This window comes from Streptomyces sp. cg36, from assembly GCF_041080675.1.
GTDB lineage: Bacteria > Actinomycetota > Actinomycetes > Streptomycetales > Streptomycetaceae > Streptomyces.
Map to the genome: position 1 here is coordinate 7,307,590 of NZ_CP163520.1, position 19,169 is coordinate 7,326,758.

16 protein-coding genes are annotated in these 19,169 nt (G+C 75.8%); 7 read left to right on the plus strand and 9 right to left on the minus strand.

What is annotated here, in order from left to right:
* Positions 1-62 precede the first annotated feature (62 nt).
* Positions 63-899, plus strand: a complete 837-nt coding sequence (locus AB5J87_RS32290) for a helix-turn-helix domain-containing protein (RefSeq protein WP_369381899.1) — start codon at positions 63-65, stop codon at positions 897-899.
* Between the two features lie 91 nt (positions 900-990).
* Here AB5J87_RS32290 and AB5J87_RS32295 read toward each other — a convergent pair whose 3' ends face one another.
* Positions 991-1,860 carry a hypothetical protein gene (locus AB5J87_RS32295; RefSeq protein WP_369381901.1) on the minus strand — a complete coding sequence of 290 codons (870 nt, stop codon included), beginning with the start codon at positions 1,858-1,860 and terminating at the stop codon, positions 991-993.
* Between the two features lie 114 nt (positions 1,861-1,974).
* Positions 1,975-2,766 (minus strand): alpha/beta fold hydrolase, encoded by a 792-nt coding sequence (locus AB5J87_RS32300; RefSeq protein WP_369381904.1) that lies wholly within the window; start codon positions 2,764-2,766, stop codon positions 1,975-1,977.
* A gap of 182 nt (positions 2,767-2,948) precedes the next feature.
* On the opposite strand from AB5J87_RS32300, the gene AB5J87_RS32305 reads away from it, so the two are divergent.
* The 3 genes from AB5J87_RS32305 to AB5J87_RS32315 all read left to right on the plus strand — a co-directional run bounded on the left by AB5J87_RS32305 (position 2,949) and on the right by AB5J87_RS32315 (position 6,876).
* Positions 2,949-3,197: a hypothetical protein gene (locus AB5J87_RS32305; protein WP_369381907.1), complete on the plus strand. Its 249-nt coding sequence runs from the start codon at positions 2,949-2,951 to the stop codon at positions 3,195-3,197.
* 2 nt (positions 3,198-3,199) lie between these two features.
* Positions 3,200-3,571, plus strand: a complete 372-nt coding sequence (locus AB5J87_RS32310; protein ID WP_369381908.1) for a toxin Doc — start codon at positions 3,200-3,202, stop codon at positions 3,569-3,571.
* A 95-nt stretch (positions 3,572-3,666) separates the two neighbouring features.
* On the plus strand, positions 3,667-6,876 hold the full coding sequence (locus AB5J87_RS32315; RefSeq protein ID WP_369381910.1) for an amidohydrolase family protein: 3,210 nt from the start codon (positions 3,667-3,669) through the stop codon (positions 6,874-6,876).
* A 10-nt stretch (positions 6,877-6,886) separates the two neighbouring features.
* Here AB5J87_RS32315 and AB5J87_RS32320 read toward each other — a convergent pair whose 3' ends face one another.
* On the minus strand, positions 6,887-7,504 hold the full coding sequence (locus AB5J87_RS32320; RefSeq protein ID WP_369381912.1) for a TetR/AcrR family transcriptional regulator: 618 nt from the start codon (positions 7,502-7,504) through the stop codon (positions 6,887-6,889).
* 188 nt (positions 7,505-7,692) lie between these two features.
* On the opposite strand from AB5J87_RS32320, the gene AB5J87_RS32325 reads away from it, so the two are divergent.
* From AB5J87_RS32325 to AB5J87_RS32335, 3 genes are read left to right on the plus strand one after another with little or no spacing between them, the layout of a single operon-like run.
* Positions 7,693-8,865, plus strand: coding sequence for an acetyl-CoA C-acyltransferase (locus AB5J87_RS32325; protein ID WP_369381913.1), 1,173 nt, complete (start codon positions 7,693-7,695; stop codon positions 8,863-8,865).
* Positions 8,865-10,802, plus strand: coding sequence for an AMP-binding protein (locus AB5J87_RS32330; protein ID WP_369381916.1), 1,938 nt, complete (start codon positions 8,865-8,867; stop codon positions 10,800-10,802). The genes AB5J87_RS32325 and AB5J87_RS32330 overlap by 1 nt, the downstream gene beginning before the upstream one ends.
* A 49-nt stretch (positions 10,803-10,851) precedes the next feature.
* Entirely contained in the window at positions 10,852-11,703 is an 852-nt protein-coding gene (locus tag AB5J87_RS32335; protein ID WP_369381918.1) for an MBL fold metallo-hydrolase, read from the plus strand.
* A 42-nt stretch (positions 11,704-11,745) separates the two neighbouring features.
* Here AB5J87_RS32335 and AB5J87_RS32340 read toward each other — a convergent pair whose 3' ends face one another.
* Genes AB5J87_RS32340 through AB5J87_RS32365 form a run of 6 tightly spaced genes read right to left on the minus strand, consistent with a single transcriptional unit; the run spans position 11,746 to position 19,167 of the window.
* Positions 11,746-12,540: a thioesterase II family protein gene (locus tag AB5J87_RS32340; RefSeq protein WP_369381919.1), complete on the minus strand. Its 795-nt coding sequence runs from the start codon at positions 12,538-12,540 to the stop codon at positions 11,746-11,748.
* A complete protein-coding gene (locus AB5J87_RS32345; RefSeq protein WP_369381922.1) occupies positions 12,537-12,776 on the minus strand; it encodes an acyl carrier protein in 240 nt (79 codons plus the stop codon). The genes AB5J87_RS32340 and AB5J87_RS32345 overlap by 4 nt, the downstream gene beginning before the upstream one ends.
* Position 12,777: 1 nt before the next feature.
* Positions 12,778-14,718, minus strand: a complete 1,941-nt coding sequence (locus AB5J87_RS32350; RefSeq protein ID WP_369381924.1) for an HAD-IIIC family phosphatase — start codon at positions 14,716-14,718, stop codon at positions 12,778-12,780.
* Complete coding sequence (locus AB5J87_RS32355) at positions 14,715-15,746, minus strand: 3-oxoacyl-ACP synthase III family protein (protein ID WP_369381926.1); 1,032 nt, start codon at positions 15,744-15,746, stop codon at positions 14,715-14,717. The genes AB5J87_RS32350 and AB5J87_RS32355 overlap by 4 nt, the downstream gene beginning before the upstream one ends.
* Positions 15,743-18,850 carry a type I polyketide synthase gene (locus AB5J87_RS32360; protein ID WP_369381928.1) on the minus strand — a complete coding sequence of 1,036 codons (3,108 nt, stop codon included), beginning with the start codon at positions 18,848-18,850 and terminating at the stop codon, positions 15,743-15,745. The genes AB5J87_RS32355 and AB5J87_RS32360 overlap by 4 nt, the downstream gene beginning before the upstream one ends.
* Positions 18,847-19,167, minus strand: coding sequence for an acyl carrier protein (locus AB5J87_RS32365; RefSeq protein WP_369381930.1), 321 nt, complete (start codon positions 19,165-19,167; stop codon positions 18,847-18,849). Before AB5J87_RS32365 ends, AB5J87_RS32360 begins: the two co-directional genes overlap by 4 nt.
* Positions 19,168-19,169: the final 2 nt, after the last annotated feature.

The window sequence follows — 19,169 nt, forward strand, 5'->3', positions numbered from 1 at the left end:
CATCCTTGATTGCCGAAGACCGAGAGGAGGCGGACCGAAGGGAGGAGGACCGGGGGGAGAGCGTGGAACGTCCGGCACCGGACTGGCTGCGGGGCCGGGTGGTGAAGTACCGGGGGAGGCGCACACCGGGAGGGATGCCCGCGCGGCTCACCCTGCCCGCCACCACGGTGACGCTCATCGTCGGCTGGGGCGACCCCCTGCACCTGTTCGGCCCGGACGGGGGCGGCTCGGGGGGCGGTACCTGGTACTCGCTCGTCGGAGGGCTGCGCACCTCGCCCGTGCTCGGCGGCTACCAGGGCTCCGGGCAGGCCGTCGAGGTCGATTTCACGCCGCTGGGCGCCTATATGTTCCTGGGCATATCGATGCACGAACTGGCCAACGAGACGGTGCACCCGGACGAACTGCTCGGAAAGAGGTGGACGGCGCGGCTGACCGAACGGCTGGCGGCGGCGCCCGACTGGGAGGCCCGCTGGGCGATGGTCGACGAGGCCCTGGCGAGCCGCCTGCTCGACGGGCCGCACGTCTCGCCCGTGGTGGCCGAGGCGTGGCAGGTGCTGAGCGAGCGCCACGGCGGGATGAGCCTGGGCGAACTGGCCGGTGCCACCGGCCGGGGCGGGCGCAGGCTCCAGGTGCTCTTCCGGGAGCAGATCGGGCTGCCGATCCAGTCCGTGGCCCGGATCCTGCGGTTCCAGCGGGCGCTGACGCTGCCGCACGGCTCGCACGCCTCGCTGGCCGAACTCGCCGCCGCCTGCGGCTACTACGACCAGGCGCATCTGAACCGCGACTTCAAGGCGCTGGCCGGACTGACCCCGGCGCAGCTGTGCGGGCTCGCCAGCCATGCCGCGCTGGACGGCACCGCCGCCGTCGAAGGGGGCCGCACGAGCGTGTTCAACCGCTGATCGTCCGTGTCCGCCGAGGGGCGCCGCCGCATGGGGCGGCGCCCCTCCCGTACGTCCCTGCCGTCACCGCTCTCCCGAACGCCCGTCGCGGCTACGAGCGCTGCGCCAGGGAGTCGATGAACTCCTTCCACGTGGCGACCGTGTTCGCCGGTGGCGGCGCGATCGCGGGGACGGCGCCGAAGTCCGAGTACTCCTCGACCACCAGCTCGGGCCCCTTGGTGCCGTAGCCCCGCTCCTGCGACTTGAGGACGAGCCCGTCCTTGCCCACCCACATCTCGATGAACACCGTGTTCAGGCCCGCCCTGCGGCTGGTGGCCACATAGCCGTCGCGGACGCGGTCGTCGAGGGCCGGGCCCCGGTACCCGGCGAGTTCGTCCATGACGACCCTGCCGTAGTAGTGGTCGGCCGGACGGCCGCCGACCTGCTCCTCGCCGACGCGCCGGGTCGACGGCGACGCGGCGAGCGCCCCCGCGAACTCGCGGACGTACCCCGCGGCCCGCGCCCCGCCGGACGCGGCGCCGTCGGCCGGGCCGCCGTCCATCCGGTACCAGCTCTTGCCGGGCAGCTCGTCCGTGTACACATAGACCGCGCCGCCGCTGGAGACCATGTGGCTGAACCCGCTGGGGTTGGCCCGGGACGGGCTGCTCCACGACTTGACGACGCTCGCCGAGGGCGACTTCTGGAAGAGCATCTCGGAGTGGCCCTCGCCCTTGGCGCCGCGCTGCACGGTCCGGTACGAGGACTGCGCGCCGGTCTTGCGCGCGGCGGCGAGCACCGCGGCCCGCGCCCGGGCGCCCGGGGCGTCCTCGCCCCCGCCGCCCTCGTCGCCCCGCTCCCGGTCGGCCGTGCCCCGGCCGCCGTCCGGATCCGCGGCGGAGTCACCGCTTCCGCACCCCGCGAGCGCCACCGCGAGCGCCGCGCCGACGGCGCTCAGCACGAGGCCCTTCCCCATGAACCGCACAGCCCGTGTTCCTTCCCCGTTCCTGCGAAAACCCCCTGATCCTAGACGTTTGCGCAGGTGGACCGGGCGGCGAAGGAGAACGCGGGCGTACGGTCCGGTGTCCGGGGAGCGCCGTCAGGCCGCGAAGAACCCGCTCAGAACGGGTGCGAGCGCCTGCGCCGAGAAGACGTGGTCCTGCCCGGGGAGCGTCAGCGCGCGCCCGTCCGGCACGGCCTCGGCGATGGCCGCGGCCGGGGCCCGCAGCCAGTCGGGACTCGCCCCGCCCGCGATCGCCAGCACCGGCACGTCGAGCGTCGCGAGCCGGTCCACGGGCAGCGAGGCGTCCCCGAGCACGGCGTGCTCGTACGCCAGGGTGTGCGCCAGCGCCGCCATGCCCGGCCACATGGGGGAGTGCCGGACCCGGTCGAGCTGCTCCGGGGACATGCCGAGCCGGGAGACGAACAGCTCGACCGCGTCCGAGCGCCGCCCGGCCGCGAGGAGCGCGGCGAGTTCGGTGCCGTAGCGCGCGTTCCCGGCACGCCGCTCCGCCTCCAGGGCGAACGGCGGCTCGTACACCGCGACCGCCGTCACCGGCACCCCGCCCGCCGCCGCCCGCAGCGCCAGCACACCGCCGGAGGAGAGCCCGTACAGCCGCACCGGGCCGCCCGCCTCGGCGGCCACCGCCGCCAGGTCCTCGACCTCGCGCGCGACTTCGTAGGGGAGGGTGTCCCCGCTGGCCCCGCGACCGCGCCGGTCGTAGGTGAACACGGTGAAGTCCGCGGCCAGCAGGCGGGCGAGCGCGGTGTGCGTCTCCCGGGTGCTGAACGCGCCGCCGACGAGGACCAGCGGCGGCCCCGCGCCCAGCCGGTCGTAGGCGATGGGCGTTCCGTCGGCGGAGCGGGCCGTGGCCGTGGGGGTGGCGTCCATGGGGCCATGGTCACCCATGGACGCGCGCCGCGCCGCCGGTTCCGGCCGCGCCCGCACGAACGGGCGCGCGCGGCGGAGCCCGGGCCGACATGTCCGGCATGCCGTACCCGACGCCGGCGTCGGACGTGGTGGTTCCGGTCGAAGCCATGTCCGCGCTGTACGCCCTGCTGTACGGTCGGGACATGTCCAAGTCAGTGACGATCCGGGTCGACGACCAACTCCACGCGCTGCTGAAGGAGCGCGCGGAGGCGGAGGGGTCGACGGTGACCGCGCTAGTGACCCAGGCCGCCTACGACGCGGTGCGCGACCCGCGCCTCGAAGGGGCCGCCGAGGTCTTCCGCTCCTTCATCGCCGAACAGGGCGACGCGTTCGACGCGGCGTTCCCCGACGACGCGCCCGACCAGCTGGACGCCTCGGGACGGGCCGCCTGACCGTGGAGTTCCACATCGACATCCGCTGGCTCCTGGAGCGCCAGACGGAAGTGCTGCCCAAGCATCCGAGCGTGCACGACTTCTCCACCCTGGTGGCCGCCGTCGGCCGCCACCGCGTCAACACCCCGCGCGTCGAAGCCACCGTCGACAACTCCTGGCGGGCGGGCGCGCTGATGCACGCGATCATCCGCCTGCGCCCCCTGCCCGCCCGCAACGCGCTGTTCGGGGCCGCCGTCGTCGTGGCGTACATGAACGCCGCGGGCGAGGGCCTGGACGCGCCCTACGGCGCGCTGATCGACCTGGCCAAGGACATAGACGCGGGCCACACCGACGCCTACGACGCCGCCGACCGCATCCGCTCCTGGCGCATCTGAAGCCGCCGCACGGGTCAACTCCACGCATACGCAACCCATTTGGCGCGAATGGCGCGGTTGCCCGCGTGGCGCGCGGTGCGTCAGCGTGAGGTGTCATGGACCGTGACCCCAGCGGCGCCGCCGCCCCCCTCTCCGTCCCTTCCCTCTCCCGCCGCCAGCTCCTGGCCGCCGCGGGCGCCGCCTCGGCCGTCACCACCCTCGCGCCGGTCCCGGCACTCGCCCGCCGGCGCGCCGGTGCCACGCTCTCCTTCACCGCGGCCACCAACGGCTCGGCCACCCTCGCCCCCGCCGGCGACCGGCTGATCGCCGAGGTCCAGGACGTGCTGTGGTCGCTGCCCAGAGGCGGGGGCCCGGCCGTGCCGCTCACCCCGGCCGGGCTCGAACCCAACCGGCCCTGCCACTCCCCGGACGGCTCGCTGATCGCGTTCTGCGCGTACCAGGGCGGCGGCTACCACGTGTGGACCATGCGCGCGGACGGCACCGGTCTGCGGCGGCGCACCGACGGCCCGTGGGACGACCGGGGACCGGCCTGGTCGCCGGACGGCACCCGGATCGCGTTCGCCTCCGAGCGGGCGGGCGACCCGGTGACCGGCGGCCCCTACCGCATCCACGTCCTCGACCTGCGCACCGGTGCCGTCACCGCGCTCACCGGACTGCCCGGCCAGGACGGGCCGTCGCAGGACGGCCCCTGGGAGGACTTCGACCCCACCTGGTCGCCGGACGGGCGGCGGGTGCTGTTCGTCCGGGGCGGGCCCGTCACCACCCCGCTCGGCTCCGTCATGGACGCCCGCACCGTCGCCGCCGTACCCGCCGACGGCGCGGGCCCGGTCACCGTCGTGCGCACCGAGACCGGGGCCGTGCAGGTGATGACCCCGGCCCTGGCCCCGGACGGCCGCCGCCTGGCGTACCTGCGCACCACCGCGGCCCCCGCCGCCAGTTGCGCGCTGGTCGTCGACGGCGCCCCGGTCCCGGTCGCCGGGGACGTCGCGCCGGTGCCCCCGCGCTGGACGGCGGCGGGCGAAGTGCTGCTGACCGTCGACGGCCGCTTCACCCTCGTGCGCCCCGACCGGCCGGACCACACCGAGACCATCCCCTTCCAGGGAGCGCTGCCGATCGCGCGCCCGCGCTACCGCGTCAAGGAGTACGACCTCGGCGAAGGGCGCGCCAAGCCGGTGCGGTCCGTCCATCTGCCCGCGCTCTCGCCGGACGGGCGCCGCGTCGCCTTCGCCGCCCTCAACACCCTGTGGCTGGCGGACACCACGGGCGCCCGGCCGCCCGAGCGGCTGCGTGCGTCGGCGCCCACCCGCTATCTGCTCGGGCCGTCCTGGGCGCGCGACGGGCGCTCGCTGGTGTACGCGGACGACCGCGACGGGCTGCTCGGCGTCTACCGGCGCGACCTCGCCACCGGAGACGAGAGCGCGCTGGCCACGGGCGGGCGGGTGCACCCGGCGCTCTCGCCCGACGGAAAGCGGCTCGCCTGCCTCGACCTGACGGGCCGGCTGCTCGTACGGGACCTCGGCACGGGCGCCGAACGCGTCCTGGTGAGCGCCCTCGGCGCGGGCGGGCTGCCCGGCCGCCCCAGCTGGTCGCCGGACGGCCGCCACCTCGCGTTCTGCGACCGCAACCGCCTCAACTCCCGCTTCCGGGAGGGCTACAACCTCATCCGGGTCGTCGACACGGCCTCCGGCGCCGCCCGGCTGCACGCCGTCGCGCCCCACGTCTCGATCTCCGACCGCTACGACTCGGGGCCCGTCTGGTCGCCCGACGGCCGCCAGCTGGCGGTGATCGTCGAATCGGCGCTCTGCCTGCTGCCCGTCGCCCCCGACGGCACCCCGCAGGGCCCGCCGCGCACCCTGACCGACGAACCGGCCGACCACCCCTCCTGGTCCGGGGACTCGCGCACCCTGCTCTACCTCTCCGGCGGCCGGCTGCGGCTGATCCCGGCCGCGGGCGGCCCGGCCCGCACCGTCCGGGTGCCGCTGGACGCGCACCGCCCCGAGCCCGCCGACGCCGTGGTGCACGCCGGGCGGCTCTGGGACGGCACCGGCGAGCGGGTGCGGGACGACGTGGACATCGTGGTGCGCGGCGGGCGGATCGCCGCCGTCGAGCCGCACCGCACGCGCCGGGCGGTGCGGCGGATCGACGCCTCGCGGCGCACGGTCGTGCCCGGCCTGTGGGACACCCACACCCACCCCTGGCAGAGCACCTACGGCGGTCGCCAGACGGTCGGCCAGCTGACCTACGGGATCACCACGGCCGTCTCCCTGGGCGGCTTCGCGTACGAACAGGCGCGGGTGCGCGAGGCGGTGGCGGCGGGGGAGCTCGCCGGGCCCCGGCTGCTGACCACAGGCGAACTGCTCGACGGGTCCCGGGTGGCGTACAGCATGGGCCGCGCCCACCGCACCCGGCAGGGGCTGCGGCGCTCGCTGGAGCGGGGCGCCGCGCTCGACTGGGACTTCGTCAAGACCTATGTGCGGGCGCCGGGCTGGGTGATGGAGGAGGCGGCCCGCTTCGCCCACGAGCGGCTCGGCGCCCGGTGCGGCAGCCATCTGCTCTCGCCCGGCGTCCAGCTGGGCCAGGATCTGACGACCCATCTGCAGGCCACCCAGCGGGCCGAGTTCGGGCACGCCGTCACCGCCACCGGCCACGCCTCCCAGGACGTGGTGGAGATCTACACCCGGCACGGGGTGAACTTCGCGCTCATCGCCACCCCGTTCACCTCGGTCCCGCTGATCGGGGCGCAGCCCGACCTCGCCGACGATCCGCGGGTGACGGCGGTGATGCCGCCCTGGGACGTCGCACTCGTGCGCCAGTCGGCCGCGGCGGCGCCCACCCCGGCCCAACTGGCCACCCTGCGCACCGAGACCGACGTCTACCGCCGGGTGCTGGAGGCGGGCGGCCTGGTCGCCCTCGGCACCGACGCGCCGCTCGTGCCGGTCGGCCTCTCCCTGCACATGGGGCTGCGCGCGCTGCACCGCGGCGGGCTCTCCCCGGCGGCGGCCCTGCGCACCGCGACGGTGCTGCCCGCCCGCCTGTTCGGGGTCGAGGAGCACCTGGGGACCGTACGGGAGGGGCTGCTGGCGGATCTGACCGTGGTGGACGGCGATCCGTTCACGGACTTCGACGAGCTGGTGCGGACGGTGGCCGTGCTGCGGGGCGGGACGCCGTACGCCACCGACGAGCTGGTGGCCTCCTTCGGCCACCCGGAGCCGGGCCGGGCGGACCACGAGGAGTGGCTGGCGGCGGGACGGCTGATGCGCCGGGGCGGCTGCTGCGACGCGGAGGAGGCGCTGCTGCCCGGCTGATGACGGACCGTCAGCGGCTGGCGGAGACCGCCGCCACGACGGCACGGGCGAGCCGGGCGACATAGGCGTCGTCGGTCGGCCCGCCCACCGCCAGCATGCGGAAGTACAGCGGGGCGCCGAACAGGTCGGTGGCCAGGCCGGTGTCGATGTCCGGCGGCAGCTCGCCCCGGGCCGCCGCGCGCTCCAGCAGGGTGGCGACGGCCGTGCGGCGCGGGGCGAGGACGCTCTCGTGCAGCGCGGCGCGCAAAGAGGCGCTGCGGGCCGACTCCGCGACCAGGTCGGGGATGATCCGGCCCACCAGCGGATGGCGCAGCGCCGCCAGGGTCTCCCGCAGGAACCGCTCCACGTCGTCGTGGAGCGAGCCGGAGTCGGCCGTGGTGGGGATGTGTGCGGCGGCGGCCCCGGACACCAGCTCGACGACCATGGCCTCCTTGGACGGCCAGCGCCGGTAGAGGGCGGCCTTGCCGACGCCCGCGCGGCGGGTGACCGCCTCCATGGACGTACGCGCGTACCCCGACTCGGCCAGCTCCTCGAAGACCGCCCGCCGGATGGTCTCGGTGACGGATTCGCGCAGCACGCCCGCTCCGGTGGGCGGGCGCCGCAGGGCACTCTCGGGAAGGGCGGCCATGATCGGAGATTAACACGGAACGGAACGGTTGCGTTCCGTGAATCGGCGGGTGTACGTTCGCCGCGAACGAGCCGGAACGGTGCCGTTCCGTTTCAGGGTCGGGTCCCGCTTCTCGGGAGGTCCGCGGTGCAACTCCTCTGCGACGACAAGGCGTTCTCCTTCGACCGGCTCGACGGACGGGGGATCTGATGCTGCCCGACATCGCCGTGGTGGACGGGGCCCGCACCCCGATCGGACGGTTCAGGGGCGCCCTGCGCTCGGTGCCCGCGCACCGGCTCGCCGCGCTGGTGATCGGGGAGGCGCTGCGCCGCGCGGAGACCGCCCCGCACCTGGTGGACGAGGTCGTGCTGGGGTGCGTGGGACAGGTCGGGCCGGACGCCTTCCACGCGCGGCGGGCCGCGCTGGCCGCCGGGCTGCCGGTCGAGGTGCCCGCGTACAACGTCAACCGGCTCTGCGGCTCGGGGCTCCAGGCCGTGTGGTCCGCCGCGCAGATGCTCGCCCTCGGCGAGGCGCGGGCCGTGGTGGCCGGGGGCGCCGAGTCGATGACCCGTCAGCCGCTGCTCGACTACAGCGAGCGCGCACCGGGCGAACTGGCCGGGCAGTCTCGTATCGACGGCACGTTCTCGCTGGTCACCGACCCCTTCTCGGGCGGCCCCATGGGGTTGACGGGCGAGCGGGTGGCCGAGCGGTTCGCCATCCCCCGGGCCCGCCAGGACAACTGGGCCGCCCGCAGCCAGCAGCGGGCGGCGCAGGCCGTGGCGCGCGGGCGGTTCACCGAGCAGATCGTCCCCGTGGCCACCCCGGACGGCACCGCCGAGCACGACGAACACCCGCGCCCGCGCACCACCGTGGAGCGGCTCGCCGGGCTCGACCCGGCGTTCGTGCCCGGCGGCACGGTGACCGCCGGCAACTCCGCCGGCCTCAACGACGGGGCCGCCGCCGTACTGATGATGCGCGGGGCCGACCTGCCGTCCGGGGCCGTACCGCTGTGCCTGCTGCGGGACGTGGTGGCGCACGCGCTGGACCCCGAGATCATGGGGTTCGCGCCCGCCGGAGCCGTCGCCAGGCTGCTGCGCCGCGCCGGACTCACCGTCGACGACCTCGCGGTGGTCGAGCTCAACGAGGCGTTCGCCGCACAGGTCCTGGCCGTCGTGGACGACCTGGGGCTCGACCCCGAGCGGGTGAACCCCAACGGCGGGGCCATCGCGCTCGGCCATCCCATCGGCGCCACCGGCACGGTCCTGCTGCTGAAGGCGGCCCACGAACTGCGGCGCACCGGCGGGCGGTTCGGCGTGGTGGCGCTCTGCATCGGCGGCGGCCAGGGCATCGCCGCCCTCATCGAGAACCCGGAGGGCAACTGATGGGCGAGTACGCCTGGTACCCCGGCCGGGAGCTGACCGAGCACAGCAACGTCGCCCGGTTCTGCCGGGCCCACGGCCTCGACGGCTACCGGGAGTTGCAGCGCCGGTCGGTGACCGACCCCGAGTGGTACTGGACGCACGCCGTCGAGGACATCGGCATCGTCTGGCACGAGCCACCGCTGTGCGCCCGCGACGCGCGCGCCGGGATCGCCGCCACGCGCTGGTTCCCCGGCGGGCGCACCAACCTCGTCGACTCCTGCCTGGAGCGCCAGGTGCGCCGCGGGCGCGGCGATACCCCGGCACTGGTGTGGGAGCGCGAGGACGGGACGCGCGGACGGCTCGGCTACCGCGAGGCGGCGCGGCTGAGCGCCCGGGTGGCCGGGGGGCTGCGCGGGCTGGGGGTGGGGGAGGGGGACCGGGTGGCGGGGTACCTGCCGCCCGGTCCCGAGGCGTTCGCGCTGCTCTTCGCCTGCGCCCGCATCGGGGCGGTGTTCGTCCCGATGTTCTCCGGCTTCGGCGCCGAGGCCCTCGCGGTGCGGCTGGCCGACGCCGGGGCGCGGGTGCTGGTGACGGCGGCGCAGACCAGCCGGCGGGGCAAGGGCTACGACATGCTCGCCGTCGCCCGGGCAGCGGCGGAGAAGGCGTCCGAGGTGGCTCAACTCGTGGTGGTGGACGATGAGTCGGCGGAACCCGATCCCATTGCCCGGCCCGGCCGTTCCTCCTGGCGGGCGCTGGCCGGGGCGCCGCCCGCCGACACCGTGCCACTGCCCGCGAACGCGCCCTTCCTGCTGCTCTACACCTCCGGCACCACCGGCCGCCCCAAGGGCGCGGTCCACACCCACGGCGGCTTCCCCGCGCAGGTCGGCTCCGAGGTGCGCTACAACCTCGACGTACGGCCGGAGGACGTGGCGTTCTGGGTCACCGACCCCGGCTGGATCATGTTCGCGCTGGTCGTGATCGGCTGCACGCTCGCGGGCGCGGGCGTCCTCGCGTACGAGGGAGCCGTCGACCACCCCGACCCCGACCGGCTCTGGCGGCTGCTCGACGAGCACCGGGTCACGGTCTTCGGCAGCTCGCCCAGTCTCGCCCGGGCCCTGATGACCACGACCCCGCCGCCCGGCGCCGGTGCCGGGCTGCGCATCCTCGGCTCCACCGGGGAGCCCTGGACCGAGGACGCCTGGCGCTGGTACTTCGGCGAGGCGGGCGGCGGACGGTGCCCGGTCATCAACATCAGCGGCGGCACCGAGGTCGGCGGCTCGCTGCTGGCCTCGGCGCCCACCCTGCCGCAGAGCCCGGGCGCTTTCGCGGGCCCCTGCCTCGGCATCGACGCGGCCATCGAGGACGCGGACGGGGTCGAGGTCGCCGAGGGGGAGATGGGCGAACTCGTCGTCCGCCAGTCCTGGCCCGGCATGACCCGGGGGCTGTGGCGCTCGCCCGAACGGTTCGCCCACACCTACTTCGGCCGACGGCCCGGCCGCTGGTCCCACGGCGACCTCGCCTCGCGCACCGGCGGGGAGTGGTTCGTCCACGGGCGCCTGGACGACGTGATGAAGGTGGCGGGCAAACGGCTGGGACCGGCCGAGGTGGAGGACGCCGCCCTGGCGGACCCGGCCGTCGCCGAGGCGGCGGCGGTGGGTGTGCCGCATCCCGTGAAGGGCGAGGCGCTGTGGTGCTTCGTGGTGCCCGCGCGGGGCCCGCTCGCCCCGGCGGACGCCGAGCGGGTCCGCGCGCGCGTCGCCGACGCCCTCGGGCCCGCCTTCCGCCCCAGCCGGGTCCTCGCCCTGCCCGAACTGCCCCGCACGCGCACCGGCAAGGTGATGCGGCGGCTGATCCGCGACTGCGTCACCGGCGACCCGCCCGGCGACCTGTCCGCCCTGGCCAACCCGGACTGCCTGGAAGCACTGCGCACCGCCGTCCGCCGGACGGACGGCGGCTGATCCACCGGATCACGGCCGCGTGAACGGCGGCCGGACACAAGGGAGTTCCATGCCGACGATCGACATCCTCCTGCCCGGATTCGCCATCGACACCGACCAGGGCTACCCCGCGTTCTGCGGGGTGTTCCTCGTCCGGGGCGCCGACGCGACCGGCCGCCGCCGCACCATCGTCGTCGACGCCGCCCACGTCGGCCGCCGCCCCCATCTGTGGGCGGCGCTGGCGGCCCACGGCCTCTCCGCGGCCGACGTCGACACCCTGGTGCTCACCCACGCCCACTGGGACCACGTGCAGAACATCGACCTGTTCCCGGGCGCCGAGCTCCTGGTCCACGCCGACGAGCGCCGCTACGCGCACGCCCCGCACGCCAACGACTGGGCGACCCCGGCCTGGACCGGGCTGCTCCTGGAGCAGCTGCCGGTCCGCGAGGTCGTGGACGGGGAGTCGATCGTGCCGGGCGTCCGGGTGATCGCCCTGCCCGGCCACTCGCCCGGCAGCATCGGGCTGCTGGTGGAGACCGCCGACGGGGTGGCCGCGATCACCGGGGACGCCCTGCACTTCGCCTATGTGGCCCAGACCCGGCGCAACCCGCTGGTCTTCTGGGACGCCGAGCTGGCCGCCCGCAGCATCGACCGGGTGGTGGCCGAGTCCGACCTCATCTACCCGGGCCACGACCGGCCCTTCCGCCTCACCTCCGACAACTCCGTCGACTATCTGGCGCCGTTCGCGCTCACCGTCACCGGACTGCGGCCGGACACCGAGGGCCTGGCCTTCGCCGACGGCTCCGCGCGGCCGGTGTGGGTGATGCCCGGGGTGGCCGACCAGCGCACGCTGTACGAGAAGAACGCGGACGAGTCGCGGCGGCGCGTCGCCCGCGTTCCCCGGGTGGTGGGCCCGGTCTGAGCGGCCGGGGCGGGCCGGAACGGCCGTGCCCCGGGCGGCGGTTCACGGACGGGCGGCCGGGAGCAGCGCGGCCAGCGAAGCGCCCAGCTCCGCGAAGAACGGCTCGGGGGCCTCGCGCGGAAAGAAGTGCCCGCCCTCCACCGTGACCAGCCGGAACTCGTCGGCGTACAGCCGCCAGGCGGCCACCGCCCCGGGGTCCACCAGCCGGTCGTCGGCGCCCGCGAAGGCCGTGATGCCGAACGGGGCCCGCCGTTCGGCGTCCCCCGGCTCCGGCAGCCCCGCGTCCCGGTGGCCGGCGCAGATCCGCAGGTCGTCCCGGAGCACCGGCAGCAGCGCCCGCAGCCAGTCCGCCCGGCCGAGGAAGCGCGGGTGCAGCCCGCCGATGTCCACCAGGAGCCGGGCGAGCTCCGCGTCCCCGCACAGATCGGCCGGGGGCAGCGGCGGCGTGAGGTGGGGGGCCGCGTACGCGCCGACGTACAGCGCGAGCGGTGCGGGGCCCCCGGCCCGCAGCAGGGCCGCCACCGTGGCGAAGCCCACCAGGGCGCCCATGCTGTGCCCGTACACCGCGTACGGACGGTCCAGATGGGGGCCGAGTTCGGCCGCGAGCGTCTCGGCGAGCGCGCCCGCGTCGTGGCAGCGCGGCTCTCGGAAGCGGGACTCGCGGCCGGGCAGCTGCACCGGGACGACCTCGACCCCGGGCGGCACCCGGGCGGGCCAGGGGGCGAAGAACGACGCCCCGCCGCCCGCGTGGTGGAAGCAGAGCAGCCGCAGTGCGGCGTCCTCGCGCGGCGCCCGCAGCAGACAGCCCGCGCGGGCGCCGGTGGTGGGCCCGGTCATGCGCGCACCACCTCGTACATCTCGCGGAACGTGGCCGCTTCCAGCAGTTCGGCGACCGGGACGCGGCGGCCCGTGACGCTCTCCACGACGGTGACCAGGCGCAGCAGGTGCACCGAGTCCCACTCCGCGACGTCGTCCAGCGGGCGGTCGAGGTCCTCGGGCGCCAGACGCACCCCGAGTTCGTCCTCCAGGAGTGCGCAGAACTCGGCGGTGTCGGCGATGGCGATGGTGCTCATGTCAGTTCTCCTCGAACGCGGTGTGCAGCCGCAGATGGGCGGGGGCGGGGGCGAGGTCGCGCAGGGAGTGCCGGAAGACCACGGTGGCCGGGTCGTCGGGGGCGGTGCCCGTCGGCAGGAAGCCGTGGTCGAGGTAGAAGGAGGCGAACGCGGCGTTGCGCGGGGTGGGCCGGTGGTGGGCGAGCACCGCGCGGGCGCCGCGGGCGACGGCGTGCCGCAGCACCGCGGCCAGGCAGGCGCTCTCGACGCCGCGCGAGAACACCCGGCAGCTCAGCACGTAGTTGTCGATGTGCAGTTCGTCGCCCGAGCGGCGCAGGAAGACCGCGCCGACCAGCCCGTGGTCGCCGAACCGGTCCGCCGCCCCGACGACCAGCACCTGCCGGTCCGGGCTCCGCGTCCAGGCGTGCACCTGCGGCACCTGCAGGCGCTGCGGAGCGAGGTGGAACTGGTTGGTGCGCAGGGTCAGTTGGGAGACCCGGGAGAGCTCGGCCGGGCCGGGCGGGCGCACCGTGACCTCGATGCCGAGCCCGTTCAGATAGTCCTGGTAGGAGCCCGCGTCCTCGCGGAACTCCCGCCGCCTGGCCTCCGTGCGGTAGCGGCCGGCCCGTTCGCGGTCCTCGTCGGTGAGCGCGGGCAGGTCGAACCAGCCGTCGGCGAGCAGCGCCGGGACGTGCAGGGCGGGCTCCTCGTCGACCCGGACCACGGCGACCCCGGGCAGCCGCTCGCGCACCAGACCGCACTCGAAGGTGCTGTCGTCGACGAAGACGAAGCTGTCCGGGCCGATGCCGACGCGCTCGGCGATGTCGAGCAGATTGCCGTGTTTGGCCTCCCAGTTGGCGTTGATCCGGACGAACGCGTCCTCGCGCAGCACCATCGAGGGGTGCTCGCGCAGCACCTCGCGCACCCGGTCGGCGTCGTTCTTGCTGCTGACGGCGAGCAGCACGCCCTGCGAGCCGAGCTGGGCCAGGACCCGCTGGAACTCCACGAACGCCTCGCCCCGCAGCCCGCCGCCGAGTTCGATGCCGTCCACCCCGTCCTCGCCGAGGACACCGCCCCACAGCGTGCCGTCCAGGTCCAGGACCAGGCACTTGCGGGTCCGGCCGAGCAGCCCGAGCACGAGGTGGCCGATGTCGCGGGCGTACCCGGCGAGCAGTGGTTCGGCGAGCCGGGCCTTGGCGTACAGCCCGGTGCGCGGCTCGTACGCGGGCACGCCCTGCCCCACCAGCGGGTCGAGGTCGACGACGAAGACGCCCGGATGCTCCTCGGCCAGGGCGAGCAGCCCGCTGTTGAACTCCCGCCACACCGCGCCGAGCCGGGCCCGCGAGCGCAGGTCGACCAGCTGGCGGGCGTGCCGGTGCAGCAGCGGGACCGTGTTGAGCGCCAACGGGCCGCGTCCGGCGTCCTGATGGGCGCGGACCGCTCCGGCGAGCAGGGCGAGCCGGTCGCGGGCGGCGCCTTCGACGTCCTCGACCCGCCAGGGCAGCGGCACCTCCTCGAACACGGTCTGCGCGTCCAGCAGGCACAGGGTGAGCCGGGGCCGGTGGTCCGGGTCCGGGGCGACGGCGGGTTCGAGCAGGTCCGAGAGGTAGGAGCCGTACGGCGAGACCCGCGGGTCGAGCAGCAGGCCGTGGCGGGCCAGTTCGGCGGTGAGCGGGGCGACCAGCGGGGCGACCGTGGACTGGCCGGTCACCGCGACGGTCACCACCGGGACGTCGGGGTGGCGCAGGACGGCCTCGGCGCGGTCCACCCGGGCGAGCAGCTGGCCCGCGGCGGTGCGCCGGTCCTGCGGCAGCCGCGCCAACAGGGCCTGCACGCAAGGGTATTCGGCCTCGAGGCGCCCGGCCGCGTACAGCTCGCGCAGGGTGCGCAGGGCGCCCGGGTCCTGCCAGCCGCCGCCGGTCGGCGCGGCCGGGTCGGCGGGGGCGGGGCCGGTCGTGGTCATGCGCGCTCCCAGGCGATGCCGGACTTGATCCACTTGCTGGACTCCACGGCGACCGTGACGGCACGGCCGGGGCCCCGCCAGCGGTCCAGGAGCGCGGCGAGCTGGAGGAAGGGCAGGGCGTTGCCGTTGTTGCCCACCGTGCGCACCACGTTGACGCGCTCGGCGCCGGGGGCGGGCATCGCGTCGCCGATGCGGTCGCTCATCCGGCCCGACAGCTGCGGCGGCAGCAGATAGTCCACCGTGTCGGCCGGCCAGCCGACGTCGCCGGTCAGCTCCCAGAACATCTGGGTGGCGAGCACCGGCACGGCGGCCTCGATCGCCTTGTAGTCCTCGGAGACCGCGGTGCGCGTGCTGTGCCGGTCGCCCAGGCCGAACCAGTCGACGACCTGGCCGGGCGGCTTGCCCAGACCCACCAGACGGTTGAGGACCTGGCGGAGCTCCACCCGGTGCCCGAACGCCTCGGCGCTCAGGACGGCGGCCCCGGCCCCGTCGCCGAACAGGACGTAGTTGACCAGCTCGGCCGGGGTGCGCGAACCGGGGTCGAAGTCGGTCTCCAGGTGTTTGGCGCACACGTCGCCGCCGATGACCAGCACCGTGGAGCAGCGCCCGGCCAGCAGCAGGGCGCGCGCCACGTCCAGGGCCTGTACGGCGCCCGCACAGCCGGACTGGAGCTGGTAGGTGGGGACGTTGTCGATGCCGAGGCGGTCCGCGACCAGGTTGACGGTGGCGGGCATCAGCTGGTCCGGGGTGGCGGTGCCCATGACCACGCAGTCGATGTCGACGGCCTCCAGGCCCGCCCCGGCCAGGGCCCGGTCGGCCGCGGTGGCCGCGATGTCGGCGAGGCTCTGGCGGACCTGGCCGGTGGCGAGGTCCACGGCGAAGTGGCGGCTGGTGTTGCCGATGAACATCTCGGCCCACTGCTCGTCGACGCCGACGAGCTTGGCCAGGGCGGCGTTGTCCACCGGGTCGCCCGGCAGGCAGGTGCCGACCGAGACCAGATGGGCGACGGGGGCGGGGGACGGGCTCATGCGCGCGGTCCTTCCGGGACGGCCGGGTCGTCGGGTACGGAGGCGAGGGCGGGTGCGTCCGGTACGGGGTCGGGTACGGGATCGGGTGCGTCGGGTCCGGGACGGGGTGCGGGATCGGGTGCGTCGAGCAGGCGCTCGCCCAGATAGCGGGCGAGGTCGCCCACCGTCTCCAGGCTGGCCAGCAGCTCCTCGACCGGCAGGGTGCCCAGGCGCGGGAGCTCGTTCTCCAGCCGGGTCTTGAGCTCCATGACCTGGATCGAGTCGAAGCCGAGGTCCTCGGCGAGCCGGGAGCGGTCCCGGACCGCCGCGGGGTCGTGCCCGCCGACCCGGCACACCAGACGGCGCGCCACCGCGAAGACCGCGGGCAGGCGGGTGCTGTCCGGGGACGGCGGGCACGGTTCCGCGGCCTCCCCCGTGGGCGGCGCCGCGTCCGTACCGGGCAGGAGGGGCGCGGGCGGGCGGGGCGAGCCCGCGGAACGCCAGGCGCGGAAGGTGTCGTCGAAGACGTACGGCGGAAGCCGGCGCGGCACCCGGTCCGCGTCGTCCGGGTACAGGGCGTCCCACCGGGGGTCGACCCCCGAGCTCCACAGCTCGCCGAGCAGGTGGTGCAGCGGATGGCGGGGCGCGCGGTCGCCGGGGTGGGCGGCGAGGCAGCGCACCGGCTCCCCGCCGGCGGGCCGCAGCCGGGCCAGCAGCGGGGTGAGGACGGCGCCCGGGCCGATCTCCACGACATGGGTGACCCCGGCCGCGAAGAGTCCGGCGGCGGCGTCGGCGAACCGCACCGGCGCGGTGATCTGCCCGGCCCAGTACTCCGCGTCCATCCGCTCGCCGTCCGCCAGGGCGCGGCCGTACACGGTCGAGAAGACCGGCACCGAGGGCGCGTGCACCGCCGTCCCGGCACCCTCGGCGCGGAACGCCTCGGCGGCGGGGCGCATCAGCGGGGAGTGGAAGGCGTGCGAGACGGTGAGCGGCCGGGCCCTGACGCCGTGGTCGGCCAACAGGGCGCCGAGGGACGTCAGTTCGTCGATGTCACCGGCGAGCACGGTGGCGCGCGGGCCGTTGACGGCCGCCACGCACACGCCCGTACGGCCGGTGAGCAGCGCCTGCGCCTCGGTTTCGGGCAGGGGCAGCGAGAGCATGCCGCCGCCGTCCGGCAGCGCCTCCATCAGGGCGCCCCGGCGGGCCACCAGACGGGCCGCGTCGGCGGGGTCGAGCACCCCGGCCACGCAGGCGGCGGCGAACTCGCCGATGCTGTGCCCGAGCACCGCCGACGGCTGGATCCCGGCGTCGAGCAGGGCGCCCGCCATCGCGTACTCCACGGCGAACAGGGCGGGTTGGGCCAGGCCCGTGCGGTGCACTGCGGGGTCGCCGTCGAGGATCGCGTCGCGCACGGAGAGCCCTAGGTGCGGGGCGAGCTCGCGGTCGATCTCGTCCAGGAGCCGGGCGTAGCCGGGGGAGGTGGTGTACCAGGAGGCGGCCATGCGCGGGTGCTGGGCGCCCTGGCCGGTGAAGGCGAACGCCACCGAGGGCGCGGTGCGGCGCACCCCGCCGTCCTCGTCGGGGATCCGCTCGGCGCTCTCGCGCAGCCGCGCCACCAGGCCCGGCAGATCGGGGGCCGCGACCGCCACGCGGTGCGGCAGGCGGGACTTGACGCGGTTGCTGGTCCAGCACAGCTGCGCCAGCCGGTCCTCGGGCTGGCTCGCCAGGGCGTCCGCCTGCGCGAGCAGATTGGGGCGCAGCTGGTGGGCGGAGCGGGCCGAGACGGTGAACACCCCGGGGGCGCGTCCGGCCGGGCGGTGCACGGCCCGGGGCGGCGAGGAGAGCACCGCGTGGGCGTTGGTGCCGCCGATCCCGAAACTGCTGACGGCCGCGTGCACGGTGCCCCGGGGCAGCCGCAGCGGCGACCTGAGCAGGGCCAGGCGCCGCTCGGCCAGCCGCAGCCCCGGGTTCTCGTCCTCGGCGAACCGGCTGGGCGGCACGGTGCGGTGGTGCAGCGCGAGGACCGTCTTGACCAGCCCGGCGACCCCGGCGGCGCCCTCCGCGTGCCCGAAGTTGCTCTTGACCGAGCCGAGCGCGACGGACCCGGCGGCGCGGTCGGCGGTGAGCCCGCCGAGCGCCTGGGCCTCCATCATGTCGCCGAGGAGGGTGCCGGTGCCGTGCGCCTCGATGAACCCGATGTCGTCGGCGCCCACCTCGGCGGCCCGCCAGACCCGCTCGATGAGCTGCTGCTGGGCCCAGCGGTTGGGCGCGGTGATGCCGTTGCTGCGGCCGTCCTGGTTGACCCCGGTGCCGCGCAGCACCGCGTAGACGGGCTGGCGGTCGGCGAGCGCGTCGGCGAGCCTGCGCAGCACCAGGACGGCGACGCCCTCGGCGCGGCCGATGCCGTCGGCCGAGGCGCTGAAGGGTTTGCAGCGGCCGTCGGGCGCGGAGAGGCCCGCCTGGGTGTAGAAGATGTTGAGGACCGGCGTCATGATCAGGTTGGTGCCCCCGGCCAGCGCGTAGCCGCAGTCTCCCGCGCGCAGCGCGCCGGCCGCCAGGTGCACGGCGACCAGCGACGAGGAGCAGGCGGTGTCCACCGCGAGGCTCGGGCCCTTGAGGTCGAGGTGGTACGAGACCCGGTTGGCGCCCATGAAGTAGCCGTTGCCGGAACCGTGGCGGGCGGTGATCCCGTCGTAGTCGGAGAGCTGGAGGTGGGCCCACTCGTTGGCCATCACCCCGACGAACACACCGGTGTCGGTGCCCGCCAGGTCCTCGGGGGCCACCGCCGCGTCCTCCACGGCCCGCCAGGCGCACTGGAGCAGCAGCCGCTGCTGGGGGTCCATGGCGGCGGCCTCGCGCGGCGCGATGCCGAAGAACGCGGGGTCGAAGGCGTCCGGGTCGTCGATGAAGCCGCCGCGCACGGTGTTGGAGCGGCCCGGCGGGCGCGGCTCGCCGGGGGCGGCCGGTTCGTCCGTACGGTAGCGCTCGGCCTCCCAGCGCTGCTCGGGCACCCGCCGGGTGCCGTCCCCGCCCGCCATCAGGAGCTGCCAGAACTCCTGGGCGTCACGGGCGCCGGGGAAGCGGCAGTCGAGCCCGACGACCGCCACCGGTTCGGGTGTGCTCATGACGCGGCCCCGGCGGCGAGCAGCTCGGTCAGGTGCGCGGCGATGGCCCGTACGGTCGGGAAGTCGTAGGCGAGGGTCGGGGCGACAAAGACGCGGTGCCGCTCCTCGATCTCGCCGCAGATGCCGATCGCGGCGATCGAGTCGATGCCGTAGTCGGCGAGCGGGGTGCCCGGGTCGATCTCCCGGGCGGGCCGGTGCAGATGGAAGGCCACCCGGTCGAGCAGCCACTCCTCCAGCTCCGCGCCCGCGCGGGCGGCGGGGCGGCGGGCGGGGGCGTACGGGCGGGGCGCGGTGCGGGTGTCCGGGGCGATGGGCATGG